Genomic DNA, 13,606 nt, shown 5'->3' with positions numbered 1-13,606 from the left:
CGTGTCCCTTTTGTAAAGTGCGACTTCGCCTACGAAGCGGCTTCGGACGCCCCACTAAGCTGGGCTGCGTACCGATTCGGGTGCACCAACCAGAAGGACTCCAACATGAAAAAACAACTTCTCTTCGTTCTTGCAGCCACCACGCTCGCTTTCGCTTCCACGGCCACCATGGCCCAGCCGGGACCGCGCCACGGCCCCGGCTACGACCGGCCGCACCATCGCCCGCACAAGGTGTGGGTGCCGGCGCACCGCGAGCACGGCCGCCTCGTGCGCGGGCATTACGCCTGGCGCTGATCGCCGGCCGGGCGCCTTCTTCGCGCGAAGGAGGCGCCTGAGATGTCTCGCTTGATGAACCTGCGCGAAGCCATCGAGGCGCTCGCTGCATGCTTCAACGACACCGATCTGTATGAGCGCTTTTCGTGGGTCTATGCCCGCGACGGCGGCGAGCTGATCGACAACCGCTTCTTCCTGTCCTGCAACGCGGACGAGGAAGAAGATCCCGTCGAGGACGACCACGGGGGCGAGATACCGGCCTACGCCGCCGAACACGGGCTGCGCCATTACCTGGAAGCCGCCACTTTTGCCGACGTGCTGTCGGTGCAGAAGACGCAGCGGCCGCTTTCAACGCTCGAGGAATTCGCGGCGGCGTTGAAGCACTATCACGAGCAGGATGCGTTTCTCGACCTGGGCCAGTTTGCCAGCGGCGAATGCGCTGGAAACGAACCACAGGCCGGCATTTCGCGCGAGCTCTACGCCGAATACGACCTGCGCCTTGCCGAATGTCCACCCGAGCGCGTCGGCGAGGCGGCGCTGGCCACCGCGGCGCTGCTGCAGATCAACGTGGCGCAAGCGCTTGCGCGTTGCCGCCAGTTGCCGATGTCCTTGGGAATGCGCGTCGATGGGCGCGCGCGGGACAGGATCGAAGCGAAGTTCGCCGACCTGTCATTGCCGCTCGAGCGAACGACTCACCGGTCGCTCGCATGGCTGCCGCCTGAATCCGCCTGAACCCGTCTGAGACGGCTCGAGGAAACTCAGGAGCGTCGGATCAAGGCCTGCGCGAGCACGCGGCACTTGCCGAATTCGCAGCGCACCGCCCACGTACCGCCGTTGTCGCACGGCACGTTGTAGGTCTCGTAGCCGGGGCCCTTCGCCGTGAGTTCGGCGCGCGGCTGCAGGTTGCAGCGGCCGGCCTTGGCGAGGTTCTCGACGTTGTACGTGTCCACGCCGGTGCGGCGCGGCTTCAGCACGATGCCGGGGTCGAAGGTGTTGCCGTAGAACGTGTCGCGCACGTTCGTGTCGAGGTTGCGATAGCCGCGCTTGGCCATGCAATGCACGATGGCGATCTGCTGGTGCTCGGCGATCAGCTCGGCGTCGGGTCGGCCGTTCCAGTCGATGATGGCGGCCGTGATGCCGGTGTAGGAAGCTGCGGCGACGATGCCCTGGCCGTGCACCGTGATCAGGCCGAGGCCCAACGCGCCCCACATGGCGTCGCCGGTCTCGGTGCGCGCCGTGATGCGGTTGGCTGCCGTGCGGCAGTCGGCCACGTCGTTGTCGTAGCGGACCTTGTCGACGCCTTCCATGGCCACCATGGGCACATAGGAGGTGCCCCGGCCCGTGCCAGGTTCGGTCGGCGTCGGTGGCGGCGCGCTGGCGCAACCCACCAACGCCACAGCGGCAAACGCAATGCTCAGCAGCAGCTTCATGCAATCCCTCGTCTTCTTCGCGATAGTTGACGGGATTTAACCATACATATAGTTACTCTTGAATCGAGTTGTCGCGGACGCACGACGGCGCAGGGCCGCTCCCGGCCGGAGAACCAGCGGCTACGATCCCTTCGCCAGCCCAGACCCATGTCGATGATTCCCAGAATAAAACCAAAGCGCTCTTCTGCCTCGCCTTTCATCGCCGTGGTCGTGTGGATGTCCGCGCAGACGTTTGCGGCCCACGCGCAAACCCCGCCCGCCGACCTGGCGCGCAAGAACGCCTGCATGGCGTGCCACGGGCTGGTCCACAAGCAGGTCGGCCCCGGATTCGCGCAGATCGCGCAGCGCTACCGCAACGATGCCGAGGCACCGGCGCGCCTGGCCGGAAAGATCCGCGACGGCAGCGTCGGCACCTGGGGCCGGATCATCATGCCGCGCCAGACGCAGGTCTCCGAGGCCGACGCGCAGGTGCTGGCGCAGTGGGTGCTGTCGCAGCCTGACGCGCCGCGCTGAGCCGCGTTCGGCGTCTTCTGGGGGCCCGAGGCCCGCAGTGCATTCGCGCAGATTGGTAACAAAGTGCGAAACTTGGGCTGCACCGTTCCGTGCACTCCCTTCGGATGCATCCCTCCACCCCTTCCTCGCGCAGCCGCCCGGCACCCTTCTTCGCCAAAGTGGTGCTCCTGCTGTCGATCGCGCTGCTCTGCGTCATCGGCATCTTCTTCGCAAGCATGGCCCACCTGCAGCAGCCCGAGACGCTGCTGCACCTGACGCGCGCCGATTGGCAAGTCGACGACGCCTCGGGCTTCTCCGTGCCGCCCGTGCGCCAGGACAGCGACGCCCTGCCGGGCCGCTGGCAGCCGATCGCCCTGCCCTTCGCACCGCCGATCGCCCTGCTGCGGCAAGCCGGCTCCGGCGCCGCCACCAGGACGACACGCACTTCCTGGATCAGGCTCTCCACGCGCGACCTGCCGGCCGCCGCCGGCCCGTTGGCGCTGTACGGCGCGCGCATCAAGACCGACGGCACCATCGCGGTCTACATCAACGGCCAGCTGGTTCACCGCGCACAGCAGCAGGGGCCGCTGTGGAACAGCACGCGCACGCCGCTGTGGGTGGAGCTGGACCATGGCACCGCGGGCGGCGCGCCACCGCACGAGATCCTGCTGCGGCTCGAACACACGCAGAGCGCGCAGGTTGCGCTGTCCTCGTTGTGGATCGGCCCCGTCGAATCGCTGCGAGGCCGCTATGGCGCGCGCCAGTGGCTGCAGCAGGAACTGCCCGCCATGCTCAGCACGGCCTTCATGGCCGTGGGCGTGTTCGCCCTCTTCGTGTGGTTCAGGCGCCGCGACGAAACCGGCTACCTGCTGTTCTTCAACCTCGCGGCCAGCTCCTTCATGCGGGGGCTGCATTTCTACGTGAGCCAACCGGTGGCCAACGACTGGTTCGCGTGGCTGACCGTCAACGCGCTCTTCTGGCTGGTGATGGTGGTGCACTTCTTCCTGCGGCAACTGCACGGGCGTGAGCTCAAGTGGCTGACCTGGGGCGTGGTCGCGGCCACCAGTGTCATCGGCGTCGTCACGATGCCCGTGCTGGCGATCGTGCAGAACACCCCGCAGGTCACGCCGCTGATCTATGCGGTCGCGGCGCTGATGGGCACGCTGGTGTGCCTGGTGGGCGGCGTCAGTGCATGGCGTTGCTCCAACGAGGGACGGCTGGTGGCGGTGGGCATCGGCATCTGCGTGCTGCTGGGCATCACCGACTGGCTGCTGCAGAACAACTTCATCAGCCCCGAGGGCTGGTACCTGGGGGCGTACACCAACGCCGTCACCTTCAGCGTCTTCGGCGCGCTGATGTACCGCCGCTACGTGCACGCCATCGGCGCGGTCGAGCAATTGAACGAAAACCTCGCGCAGCGGCTGCTCAAGCGCGAAGCCGAGCTCGAGCACAGCCACCAGCGGCTGCGCGAGATCGAACGCCTGCAGACCATCAGCGCCGAACGTCAACGCCTGATGCAGGACATGCACGACGGGCTCGGCTCGTCGCTGATCAGCGCCATCCGCTCGGTGGAAGGCGGCGGCATGAGCGACGACAAGGTGTCGCAGATTCTCAAGAGCTGCCTCGACGACCTGAAGCTCACGCTCGACTCGCTCGAGCCGATCGAGGCCGACGTGCTGCTGCTGCTCGCCACGCTGCGCTACCGGCTCGAGCCGCGGCTCGAAGGCACGGGCGTGTCGCTGCGCTGGGAGGTGCAGGAACTGCCGGCGCTGGAGTGGCTCGACCCGTCGAGCGCGCTGCACATCCTGCGCATCGTGCAGGAGAGCATCTCGAACATCCTGCGCCACACACGCGCCACCGAGATCCGCGTGGCCACCTCGATGGCCGGTGCGGGCGTGCAGGTGACGATCGAGGACAACGGCCAGGGCTTCGACGTGCAGCGTGTGACGAGCGATCCGTCGGCCTCCGGGCGCGGACTGCAGAACCAGCGCCGGCGTGCACAGGCGATCCGAGGGACGGTGAATTGGGAATCGAAGCCGACGGGCACGCGGTTCGTGCTGTGGCTGCCGCTGCAGCGGGAGGCCAAGGCGGCGTAGCGCGAGTAGTGAGAGCAGGGAGAAAGAGAGACGCCTGCCACGTCGTGTGCTGTCGCGTCACGCGTGTGGAAGCACAAATGAAAAACGGCCCCGTGAGGGGCCGTTTTTGTTTGCTATCTGGCGGAACCGGAGGGATTCGAACCCTCGATGAGGCTCTACACCCCATACTCCCTTAGCAGGGGAGCACCTTCGGCCACTCGGTCACAGTTCCTGAAAGAAGCCACGATTATGCCATTACTTAGGCGGTCGGTTGGTCGAGATCGAAGGCTTTATGCAGTGCGCGCACTGCCAATTCCATATATTTTTCGTCGATCACGACCGAGGTCTTGATTTCGCTGGTCGAGATCATCTGGATGTTGATGCCCTCTTCGCTCAACACGCGGAACATCTTGCTCGCGACGCCCACGTGGCTGCGCATGCCGATGCCCACGATGCTGACCTTGCAGATCTTGGTGTCGCCCACGATCTCTGTGGCGCCCAGCGAAGGCATGACCTTCGACTGCAGCAGGTCGATCGTCTTCGCGTATTCGTTGCGATGCACGGTGAAGCTGAAGTCGGTCTTGCCGTCCTTGCTGAGGTTCTGGATGATCACGTCGACTTCGATGTTGGCGTCTGCCACGGCACCGAGGATGTGATACGCGATACCGGGCTTGTCGGGGACGCCGAGCACCGAGATCTTGGCTTCGTCGCGATTGAATGCGATGCCGGATACGACGGCTTGTTCCATGTTTTCGTCTTCCTCGAAAGTGATCAGCGTGCCGGACTTGGCCTCTTCATTGATGTCGATGTCCCACGGCGTGAAGCTCGAAAGCACGCGCAGCGGCACCTTGTACTTGCCGGCGAATTCCACCGAGCGGATTTGCAGCACCTTGGAGCCCAGGCTCGCCATTTCGAGCATCTCTTCGAAGCTCACGGTGGTGAGGCGGCGCGCATCGGGCTCCACGCGCGGATCGGTCGTGTACACGCCATCCACGTCGGTGTAGATCAGGCATTCGTTCGCCTTCATGGCCGCGGCAATGGCCACGGCCGAGGTGTCGCTGCCGCCGCGGCCCAGCGTAGTGATGTTGCCGTCGTCGTCCACGCCCTGGAAGCCGGTGATGACCACCACCCTGCCGGCGTTCAGGTCGGCCATGACGCGGGCGTCATCGATGCTCTCGATGCGCGCCTTGGTGTACGAGTTGTCGGTGCGAACCGACACCTGCCAGCCGGCGTAGCTGACCGACTCGACGCCCTCGGCCTGCAGCGCGATGGCCAGCAGCGCCGAAGAGGCCTGCTCGCCGGTCGAAGCCAGCATGTCGAGTTCGCGGCTGTGGGCCACGCCAGGTTTGCTGGGCGCCAGCTCCTTGGCCAGGCCGAGCAGGCGATTGGTCTCGCCGCTCATGGCGCTCGGAACCACGATCATCTGGTGGCCTGCGCGCGCCCACTTGGCGACGCGCTTGGCGACATTCTTGATGCGCTCGGTCGAGCCCATCGACGTACCGCCGTATTTGTGAACGATCAATGCCATGGATGAAATCAGAGATAAGGAAAGGGCCGCTTGAAAGGCGGCGCCCTGCAAGCGGTCAGAGCGAAGTCTTCGGCGAGGGCGGGGCATTGTACCAATGCAGGAAATCGCCCTGCCGCTCGGCGAAACCGGCCCCCACCTTGAGGTGGATCCGGTGCCCGCGCGTGGTGCATGCGCGGACCTGCTCGAGCAGCTGATCGAGCTGCGCCGCACTGGGCGCGCAGCCGTGCGAATGCATCAGCCAATGGCGCAGCGCATTGGCTTGCCGGGCGCGCGAAAGCGTCTGCAGCGTGGCGATGCGCGGCGGAGTGCCGACCGTCTCCAGGTCTTGTGCCGCCAGTTCGCCGAGCAGTTGCTGCGCCTGCACCGCGTGGCCGATGCTGCGCGCGAAGGTCGCGCGGAATTGCGGAAAAGCCTGCGCCAGCGCAGGCAGCAGCACCGCGCGAATCCGGTTGCGGGTGTAGCGCTCGTCGCCGTTGGTCGGGTCTTCGATCCAGGGCAAGTGTCGGCCGGCAAGCCATTCACGAATCTCGGCCCCCGGGACCGCGAGCAGCGGCCGATGGATGTCCAGGCCGTTGCGCTGCATGTGCGCCGGCATGGCCGCCAGACCCGGCAGCCCTGCCCCACGTGAAAGCGCCAGCAGCAGCGTCTCGACCTGATCGTCGGCGTGGTGACCCAGCGCTATGGATTTGACAGCCGCGCTCGCCCCCTCCGTGCGCGCCATCGCGGCAAAAGCCTCGTAGCGGGCGCGGCGGGCCGCGTCTTCCGGACTGTCGCCCGGCGCATGACGCGCATCGACGCGATGAATGACGAGCGGCACCCCAAGGCGTGCGCACACCGTGAGGCAATGAAGTTCGAAATCGTCGGCCGCGGACTGCAGCCCGTGGTGCACGTGAAAGGCGACCACCTGCCCCGGCCAGCGCGAGGCGCAGGCGGCCAGCAAGGCTGTCGAATCGGCGCCACCGCTGAACCCCACCGCCAGCGGCCAATGCGCCGGCTCGAACGCGGCCATGGCGCGTTCGAAAGCGGAGTTCATGGCAACCCGCGCGATCTGCCGTTACCGGCCGCTGTCGGCCTTGGTGTCGTTGAAACGGCCGTAGCTCTGCAGGCGCTCGTAGCGGCGGTCCAGCAGTTCCTTCGGCTTCAGGTCGCTGACCTGGCGGAAGGCATCGTTGAGCGCGCGCTTCAGGAACGCGGCCATCTGGCGATGGTCGCGGTGCGCGCCGCCCACGGGCTCATTCACGATCTTGTCGACCAGGCCCAATGCCTTCAAGCGGTGCGCCGTGATGCCCAGTGCATCGGCGGCTTCCTGTGCCTTCTCGCTGGTCTTCCACAGGATGGAAGCGCAGCCTTCGGGGCTGATGACCGAATAGATCGAGTACTGCAGCATCACCAGCTGGTCGCCGACCGAAATGGCCAGCGCGCCGCCGGAACCACCCTCGCCGATGATGGTGACGATGATCGGCACCTCGAGCTGCGCCATCTCGAAGATGTTGCGGCCGATGGCTTCCGACTGGCCGCGCTCTTCGGCGTCGATGCCGGGGTACGCGCCGGGCGTGTCCACGAAGGTGAACACCGGCAGCTTGAACTTCTCGGCCGTCTTCATGAGACGCAGCGCCTTGCGGTAACCCTCGGGCTTGCTCATGCCGAAGTTGCGCGCGGTGCGCTCCTTCGTGTCGCGGCCCTTCTGGTGGCCGAGCACCATGCAGGGCACGCCGTTGAAGCGGGCCAAGCCGCCCACGATCGACAGGTCGTCCGAGAAGTGGCGGTCGCCGTGCAGTTCTACGAAATCGGTGAAGATTTCGTTGACGTAGTCGAGCGTGTAGGGGCGCTCAGGATGCCGGGCGATCTTGGTGATCTGCCAGGGCGTCAGGTCGCTGTAGATGTCCTTGGTGAGTTGCTGGCTCTTTTTGCCGAGCTGATCGATTTCTTCAGAGATGTCGACCGCGGATTCGGTCTGCACATAGCGCAATTCTTCGATCTTTGTTTCGAGTTCAGCAATGGGCTGCTCGAAGTCGAGGAAGGTTCGTTTCGCCAACGTCTTCTCCTGTTATTCAATACGCGACTGGAACGGGATCCAGCGATCGCCAAATATACCAAGTCGCCACGCTGCAATACGGGGCCCAGGCCACGGCGACGTCGCGGGCATCGCTGCGGCTGACCGGATCGCCCGAAAAATAGTTGACGCTGATGCCGTTGAGCAGCCCCACGTCATCGACGGGGAGCACGTTCGGACGCATCAGGTGAAAGATGAGGAACATCTCGGCCGTCCAGCGGCCGATGCCGCGAATGGCCACGAGCTCTTCGATGATGAGTTCGTCCGACATGTCCTTCCACGAATTGACGTGGACCATGCCCGAATCGAAATGCAGCGCGAGGTCGACGAGGTACTCGATCTTGCGCGCCGACAGTCCGGCGCCGCGCATGTCGTCGACCTTGAGCTTGAGCACGTTGGCCGGCGTGAGCTTGCGCGGCAGCGCAGCAAACTTGTCCCACACCGACTGCGCGGCCTTCACCGAGATCTGCTGGCCGACCACGCTGCGCGCCAGCGTGGTGAACGCATCACCGCGCGACTCGAGGCAGGCGTCTCCGAACTTCGGAATCAGCCGCTTCATGACGCGGTCTTTCTTGGCGAGGTGCTTGCATGCCTCTTCCCAATAGTCCGGCGTGTAGATCTGAACGCTGGTCTTCGTGGTGGCGGGCATGGGGTTCGTCGTTCCGTTCACTGCGCGGCCGCCCAGGTCGTGCCCGCGGGCGAGTCCTTGAGCACGATGCCCTGCTCCAGGAGCACCTTGCGAATGCGGTCGGCTTCGGCGAAATCCTTCGCGGCCTTGGCGGCGGCGCGCGCGTCGATCTGCGCCTGGATGGTGGCTTCGTCGAGCGTGGTGCCGGCCCGCAGGAAGGCCTTGGGGTCGTCCTGCAGGATCTGCACGCAGCCGCCCAGCGCCTTCAGCAAGCCGGCCTGCGCGGCCGATTGCGTGCGGTTCACTTCACCCGCCAGGTCGAAGAGCACGGCCACGGCTTCGGGCGTGGCGAAGTCCTCGTCCATCGCGGCCTTGAAGCGCGCCGCGTAGGGGTCGCTCCAGTCGACTTTCACATCGGCCGGCGCCACCAGGTCGAGCGCGGTGTACAGCCGTTTGAGCGAGGCGCGCGCATCGTCCAGGTGCACGTCGCTGTAGTTCAGCGGGCGGCGGTAGTGCGCGCGCAGCACGAAGAAGCGGATGGTCTCGGCGTCGTACTTCTTGAGCACGTCGCGGATCAGGAAGAAGTTGCCCAGGCTCTTGGACATCTTCTCGTTGTCGGTCACGATGAAGCCGTTGTGCATCCAGTAGTTGGACAGCGGCTTGCCGGTGGCGCCTTCGCTCTGCGCAATCTCGTTCTCGTGGTGCGGGAACTGCAGGTCCTCGCCGCCGCCGTGGATGTCCAGCGTTTCGCCGAGCAGCTCGCAGGCCATGGCCGAGCACTCGATGTGCCAGCCCGGGCGGCCCGGGCCGAACTCGCTGGCCCACTTCACCTCGTCGGGCTCGCTGGCCTTGGCGCTCTTCCAGAGCACCGGGTCGAGCGGGTCGTCCTTGCCGTCGAGCACGGCCACGCGTTCGCCCGCATGCAGCTCGTCGATCGACTTGCCGCTGAGCTTGCCGTAGCCGGGAAACTTGCGCACGGCGTAGTTCACGTCGCCGTTGTCGCTGCGGTAGGCCAGGCCCTTCTGCTCGAGCGTGCCGATCATCGACAGCATCTGCGGGATGTAGTCGGTGGCGCGCGGTTCGTGCGTGGGGCGCTCGATGCCGAGCGCGTCGGCGTCTTCGTGCAGCGCGTCGATCATGCGGTCGGTCAGCGCGCGGATGCTCTCGCCGTTCTCCACGGCGCGGCGGATGATCTTGTCGTCGATGTCGGTGATGTTGCGCACGTAGGTCACGTCGAAGCCGCTCACCTTGAGCCAGCGCTGCACCACGTCGAAGGCGATCATCGAGCGCGCGTGGCCGAGGTGGCAGTAGTCGTAGACCGTCATGCCGCAAACGTACATGCGCACCTGTCCGGGGTGCAATGGGGAGAATTCCTCCAATTCACGCGACAGCGTGTTGTAGATGCGCAGACTCATGAGATTCGGAAAGCGTCAGTTCGCGCACGTAAAGCACGGGCGAAAGACGGTGTTTTTCAGGGGTGACGGGGGCTGTGGTCGCGAGGGGTTCGACATGGCCCCTCGGCTACAATCCGACCTAGTATAAACGTCTGCCGCCGAGCGGCGTCCGGGTGTTCCCCAAGCCCGCATTCCCCCCTTTTCTGCCGAGGCTTCATGAAGCACGCCGCGTTCTCCAGACTCTCCATTGCCTTCGCTCTGCTGTTCAGCCTCTGGGCCTCCGCAGCGCATGCCAACGACTACGACGACGTCAACCTGCTGCTGCGACAGGGCAAGTCGAACGAGGCGCTGGCCAAGGCCGACACCTATATTGCCGGCAAGCCGCGCGACCCGCAGATGCGCTTCCTGCGCGGCGTGATCCTCACCGAGCAGAACAAGCAGGCCGAGGCCATCACCGCCTTCACGCAGCTCACGCAAGACTTTCCCGAGCTGTCCGAGCCCTACAACAACCTGGCCGCGCTGTATGCATCGCAAAGCAAGTTCGACCAGGCCCGCGCCGCGCTCGAACAGGCCATCAAGCTCAACCCGAACTACGCCACCGCGCACGAGAACCTCGGCGACGTGTATGCCCGCCTCGCGGCCCAGGAATACGTTCGCGCCCAGCAGTTCGCCAGCACCAACTCGAGCGTCGCGCCCAAGCTGTTGCTGATCCGCCAGATCTTCACGCCCAAGGCCGAAGCCGAAGCCGCCACGCTGCCCGCCGCGCCGCCGGTGGTGCGCAAGCCGGTCGGCCGCACCAGCAAGTGACGGCCCGCCCGGCAAGGGCGCCAACGTGGCGCCTCTCGCACTCTTGCACGGCCCGCGCCCCCTGTCCTCTCCTCTTTCGCACACGGAGCCTCTCTTGACGATCCACGCCCTCTCCCGTTTCAGCCGCCGCAGCGCCCTCGTGCTGGCCGCCGCACTCACGTTCGCCGCCACCGGCTACGCACAGACGGCCGCCCCGCGCGTCAAGCTGGCCACTTCGGCCGGCGACATCGTGGTCGAGCTCGATGCCGCCAAGGCGCCCAAGTCGGTCGAGAACTTCCTGCAGTACGTCAAGGACAAGCACTACGACGGCACGGTGTTCCACCGCGTCATCGACGGCTTCATGATCCAGGGCGGCGGCTTCACGGCCGACATGCAGCAAAAGCCCACGCGCGCGGCCATTCCGCTCGAAGCCAGCAACGGCCTGAAGAACGACAAGTACACGGTCGCCATGGCGCGCACCGGCAACCCGAATTCCGCGACGTCGCAGTTCTTCATCAACGTGAAGAACAACGACTCGCTCAACGCGCCCAACCCCGACGGCTACGGCTACACCGTGTTCGGCAAGGTCGTTGCCGGCACCGACGTGGTCGACAAGATCCGCGCGGTCGCCACCGGCAACAAGGCCGGCATGCAGAACGTGCCGCTCGAGGCCGTCACCATCAAGTCCGCCACGCTGCTGGCGAAGTAATTCATTTCCCAAGAAGGAGTCCCGCCATGAGCAACCCCCAAGTCGAACTGCACATCAAGAACTACGGCGTGATCACGCTCGAACTCGACGCCGAGAAGGCACCGAAGTCGGCCGAGAACTTCATCTCGTACGTGAAGAAGGGCCACTACGACAACACGGTGTTCCACCGCGTGATCCCCGGCTTCATGGTGCAAGGCGGCGGCTTCGAGCCCGGCATGCAGCAAAAGCCCACCGGCGCCGAGATCGAGAACGAAGCCAACAACGGCCTGAAGAACAACAACTACACCGTCGCCATGGCCCGCACCAGCGCGCCGCACTCGGCCACCGCGCAGTTCTTCATCAACGTGTCGGACAACGGCTTCCTGAACCACACCGCACCCTCGGCACAAGGCTGGGGCTATGCCGTGTTCGGCAAAGTGATCAACGGCACCGACGTGGTCGACAAGATCAAGGCCGTGAAGACGGGCCGCAAGGGCTTCCATGACGACGTGCCGCTCGACGACGTCGTGATCGAAAAGGCTGTCGTCATCGCCGAGTGAGCGTGAGCCGCCCGGCTTGCCGCTTCGTGTGCTTCGCCGCTCTCCATGAGGCAGGCGCGGCCCGCGCGTTCCGCTTCGGGGCGACCCGGCGGCGGCCGCAATGACGGCGTTCAAGGAACTGGTGGCGCCGCCCGCGTGGCGCACCGTCGACCTGATTTCCGACCTGCACCTGCAGGCCGGCGAGCCCGCCACCTCCGAGGCTTGGCAGGGCTACCTGCAGACCACGCCGGCCGACGCGCTCATCATCCTCGGCGACCTGTTCGAGGTGTGGGTGGGCGACGACTCGGCTGCTTCTGCAAGCTCTGCAGATGCAGCCGGCTTCGAAGCGCAGTGCGCCGAGCTGCTGCGCCGCACCGCGCAACGGCTGCCGGTGTTCTTCATGCACGGCAACCGCGACTTCCTGGTCGGCCCCGCATTCGCGGCGCAATGCGGCCTCACGCTGCTCGACGACCCCACGGTGCTGGTGCTGCACGGCCAACGCTGGCTGCTGAGCCACGGCGACATCCTCTGCCTCGAGGACACCGAGTACCTCAAGTTCCGCGCACAGGTGCGCACGCCCGAATGGCAGGCCGCCTTCCTCGCCCGCCCGCTCGAAGAGCGCCGCGCGCTCGCGCGCTCCATGCGCGTGCAGAGCGAAGACCGCAAGCGCAACCCGTCGACGATCTGGGCCGACGTCGACAACGACGCCGCGCGCGACTGGCTGCTGCAGGCCAATGCCCGCACGCTGGTGCACGGCCACACGCACCGCCCCGCCAACCACGACCTGGGCCACGGCCTGCAGCGCATCGTGCTGAGCGACTGGGACGCCGCGGCGCACCCGCCGCGCGCACAGCTGCTGTGCCTTTCCACCGCCGGCGCGCAACGCGTCGACCTGCGCTAGCCGCGCCGCCGCCACCGATGTTCAAGTGGCTGCGCCGGTTGCGCGCCCTGCCCCCGATCCCCGAAGCCGCCTGGCAGGCGGCACTCAAGCGCTACGCCTTCCTAGGCGCCCTGCCCGAGCCCGACCGGCAACGCCTGCGCACCCTCACCGCCGAGTTCCTGCGCGACAAGGAATTCCACGGCGCCAAGGGCTTCACCATCACCAACGAAGTGGCGCTGGCCATCGCGGCGCAGGCCGTGTTGCCGGTGCTGCACCTGAAGGGCGGCCTGAACTGGTACGACGATTTCGTCGGCATCGTGGTGCACCGCTCCGAGGTGGTGGCGCGGCGCAAGGTGGTCGACGAAGCCCAGGTGGTGCACGAATACGGCGAGGTCGTGGCCGGCGAAGCCATGGACCGCGGCCCCGTCATGCTGAGCTGGGACGACGTGCTGGCCAGCAGCGTCACCAGCGAGCGCGGCTACAACGTGGTGATCCACGAGTTCGCCCACAAGATCGACATGCGCAGCGGGGACGCCAACGGCTGCCCGCCGCTGCCGGCCGGCTTTGCAGGCAGCCGCGGCACCCGCGAGGCCCGCGCGGCCTGGATGGCGGTGCTGCAACCCGCCTACGACGGCTTTCGCGAAAAGACGATCATGGCGGAGCGCTTCGGCGCCGAGCCGCCATGGCTCGACGACTACGGTGCCACCTCGATCAGCGAGTTCTTCGCAGTAGCCTGCGAGGCCTACTTTGTGAACCGCCCGAACTTCGCGCGCGACTTCCCCGAAGTGCTGGCCATCTTCGATGAATTCTTTCTTCCTAAACAGGCCTGATCGCACGCCA

At 66.0% G+C, this 13,606-nt stretch carries 15 protein-coding genes and 1 tRNA gene; 9 read left to right on the top strand and 7 right to left on the bottom strand.

Translation table 11 applies throughout. The features are described 5' to 3' along the window. Positions 1–105: 105 nt before the first annotated feature. The gene (locus BM013_RS21990; RefSeq protein WP_093129769.1) at positions 106–294 is read left to right on the top strand and encodes a hypothetical protein; all 189 of its coding nucleotides are present in this window, start codon (positions 106–108) and stop codon (positions 292–294) included. Between the two features lie 54 nt (positions 295–348). Next, the gene (locus tag BM013_RS21985; protein ID WP_093129768.1) at positions 349–1,005 is read left to right on the top strand and encodes a DUF7716 domain-containing protein; all 657 of its coding nucleotides are present in this window, start codon (positions 349–351) and stop codon (positions 1,003–1,005) included. Positions 1,006–1,031: 26 nt separating this feature from the next. On the opposite strand, the gene BM013_RS21980 is transcribed toward BM013_RS21985, so the two are convergent. Beyond that, positions 1,032–1,703, bottom strand: coding sequence for a hypothetical protein (locus BM013_RS21980; protein WP_093129767.1), 672 nt, complete (start codon positions 1,701–1,703; stop codon positions 1,032–1,034). Positions 1,704–1,850: 147 nt separating this feature from the next. On the opposite strand from BM013_RS21980, the gene BM013_RS21975 reads away from it, so the two are divergent. Together BM013_RS21975 and BM013_RS21970 are read left to right on the top strand one after the other, a co-directional pair. Then, a complete protein-coding gene (locus BM013_RS21975; protein ID WP_256221600.1) occupies positions 1,851–2,216 on the top strand; it encodes a c-type cytochrome in 366 nt (121 codons plus the stop codon). A gap of 104 nt (positions 2,217–2,320) precedes the next feature. Then, positions 2,321–4,291, top strand: a complete 1,971-nt coding sequence (locus tag BM013_RS21970; protein WP_093129766.1) for a sensor histidine kinase — start codon at positions 2,321–2,323, stop codon at positions 4,289–4,291. A 118-nt stretch (positions 4,292–4,409) separates the two neighbouring features. On the opposite strand, the gene BM013_RS21965 is transcribed toward BM013_RS21970, so the two are convergent. From BM013_RS21965 to cysS, 6 genes are all read right to left on the bottom strand, one after another. After that, positions 4,410–4,502, bottom strand: a tRNA-Ser gene (locus BM013_RS21965). 27 nt (positions 4,503–4,529) lie between these two features. After that, on the bottom strand, positions 4,530–5,798 hold the full coding sequence (locus BM013_RS21960; protein ID WP_093129765.1) for an aspartate kinase: 1,269 nt from the start codon (positions 5,796–5,798) through the stop codon (positions 4,530–4,532). A 55-nt stretch (positions 5,799–5,853) separates the two neighbouring features. Beyond that, positions 5,854–6,831: a tRNA lysidine(34) synthetase TilS gene (gene tilS / locus BM013_RS21955; protein ID WP_093129764.1), complete on the bottom strand. Its 978-nt coding sequence runs from the start codon at positions 6,829–6,831 to the stop codon at positions 5,854–5,856. Between the two features lie 21 nt (positions 6,832–6,852). Then, the gene (locus tag BM013_RS21950) at positions 6,853–7,833 is read right to left on the bottom strand and encodes an acetyl-CoA carboxylase carboxyltransferase subunit alpha (RefSeq protein ID WP_093129763.1); all 981 of its coding nucleotides are present in this window, start codon (positions 7,831–7,833) and stop codon (positions 6,853–6,855) included. Between the two features lie 16 nt (positions 7,834–7,849). Next, positions 7,850–8,500, bottom strand: a complete 651-nt coding sequence (locus BM013_RS21945; RefSeq protein WP_093129762.1) for a DNA-3-methyladenine glycosylase family protein — start codon at positions 8,498–8,500, stop codon at positions 7,850–7,852. A 17-nt stretch (positions 8,501–8,517) separates the two neighbouring features. Continuing rightward, positions 8,518–9,894, bottom strand: a complete 1,377-nt coding sequence (gene cysS, locus BM013_RS21940; RefSeq protein ID WP_093129761.1) for a cysteine--tRNA ligase — start codon at positions 9,892–9,894, stop codon at positions 8,518–8,520. Between the two features lie 195 nt (positions 9,895–10,089). On the opposite strand from cysS, the gene BM013_RS21935 reads away from it, so the two are divergent. The 5 genes from BM013_RS21935 (at position 10,090) to BM013_RS21915 (ending at position 13,596) form a co-directional block, all read left to right on the top strand. Further along, complete coding sequence (locus BM013_RS21935; protein ID WP_093129760.1) at positions 10,090–10,680, top strand: tetratricopeptide repeat protein; 591 nt, start codon at positions 10,090–10,092, stop codon at positions 10,678–10,680. Positions 10,681–10,774: 94 nt separating this feature from the next. Beyond that, positions 10,775–11,368: a peptidylprolyl isomerase gene (locus BM013_RS21930; RefSeq protein WP_093129759.1), complete on the top strand. Its 594-nt coding sequence runs from the start codon at positions 10,775–10,777 to the stop codon at positions 11,366–11,368. Positions 11,369–11,394: 26 nt separating this feature from the next. After that, entirely contained in the window at positions 11,395–11,907 is a 513-nt protein-coding gene (locus BM013_RS21925) for a peptidylprolyl isomerase (protein WP_093129758.1), read from the top strand. 100 nt (positions 11,908–12,007) lie between these two features. Next, positions 12,008–12,787 (top strand): UDP-2,3-diacylglucosamine diphosphatase, encoded by a 780-nt coding sequence (locus tag BM013_RS21920; RefSeq protein ID WP_093129757.1) that lies wholly within the window; start codon positions 12,008–12,010, stop codon positions 12,785–12,787. Between the two features lie 17 nt (positions 12,788–12,804). Then, entirely contained in the window at positions 12,805–13,596 is a 792-nt protein-coding gene (locus tag BM013_RS21915; protein WP_093129756.1) for a M90 family metallopeptidase, read from the top strand. The last annotated feature ends 10 nt before the right edge of the window (positions 13,597–13,606 follow it).

The sequence above is a fragment of the Variovorax sp. OK605 genome (genome assembly GCF_900115445.1).
In the GTDB taxonomy this organism is placed as follows: Bacteria; Pseudomonadota; Gammaproteobacteria; order Burkholderiales; family Burkholderiaceae_C; genus Variovorax.
The sequence above is the reverse complement of the archived record's forward strand: the minus strand, read 5'-3'. Positions and strand labels throughout refer to the sequence as shown.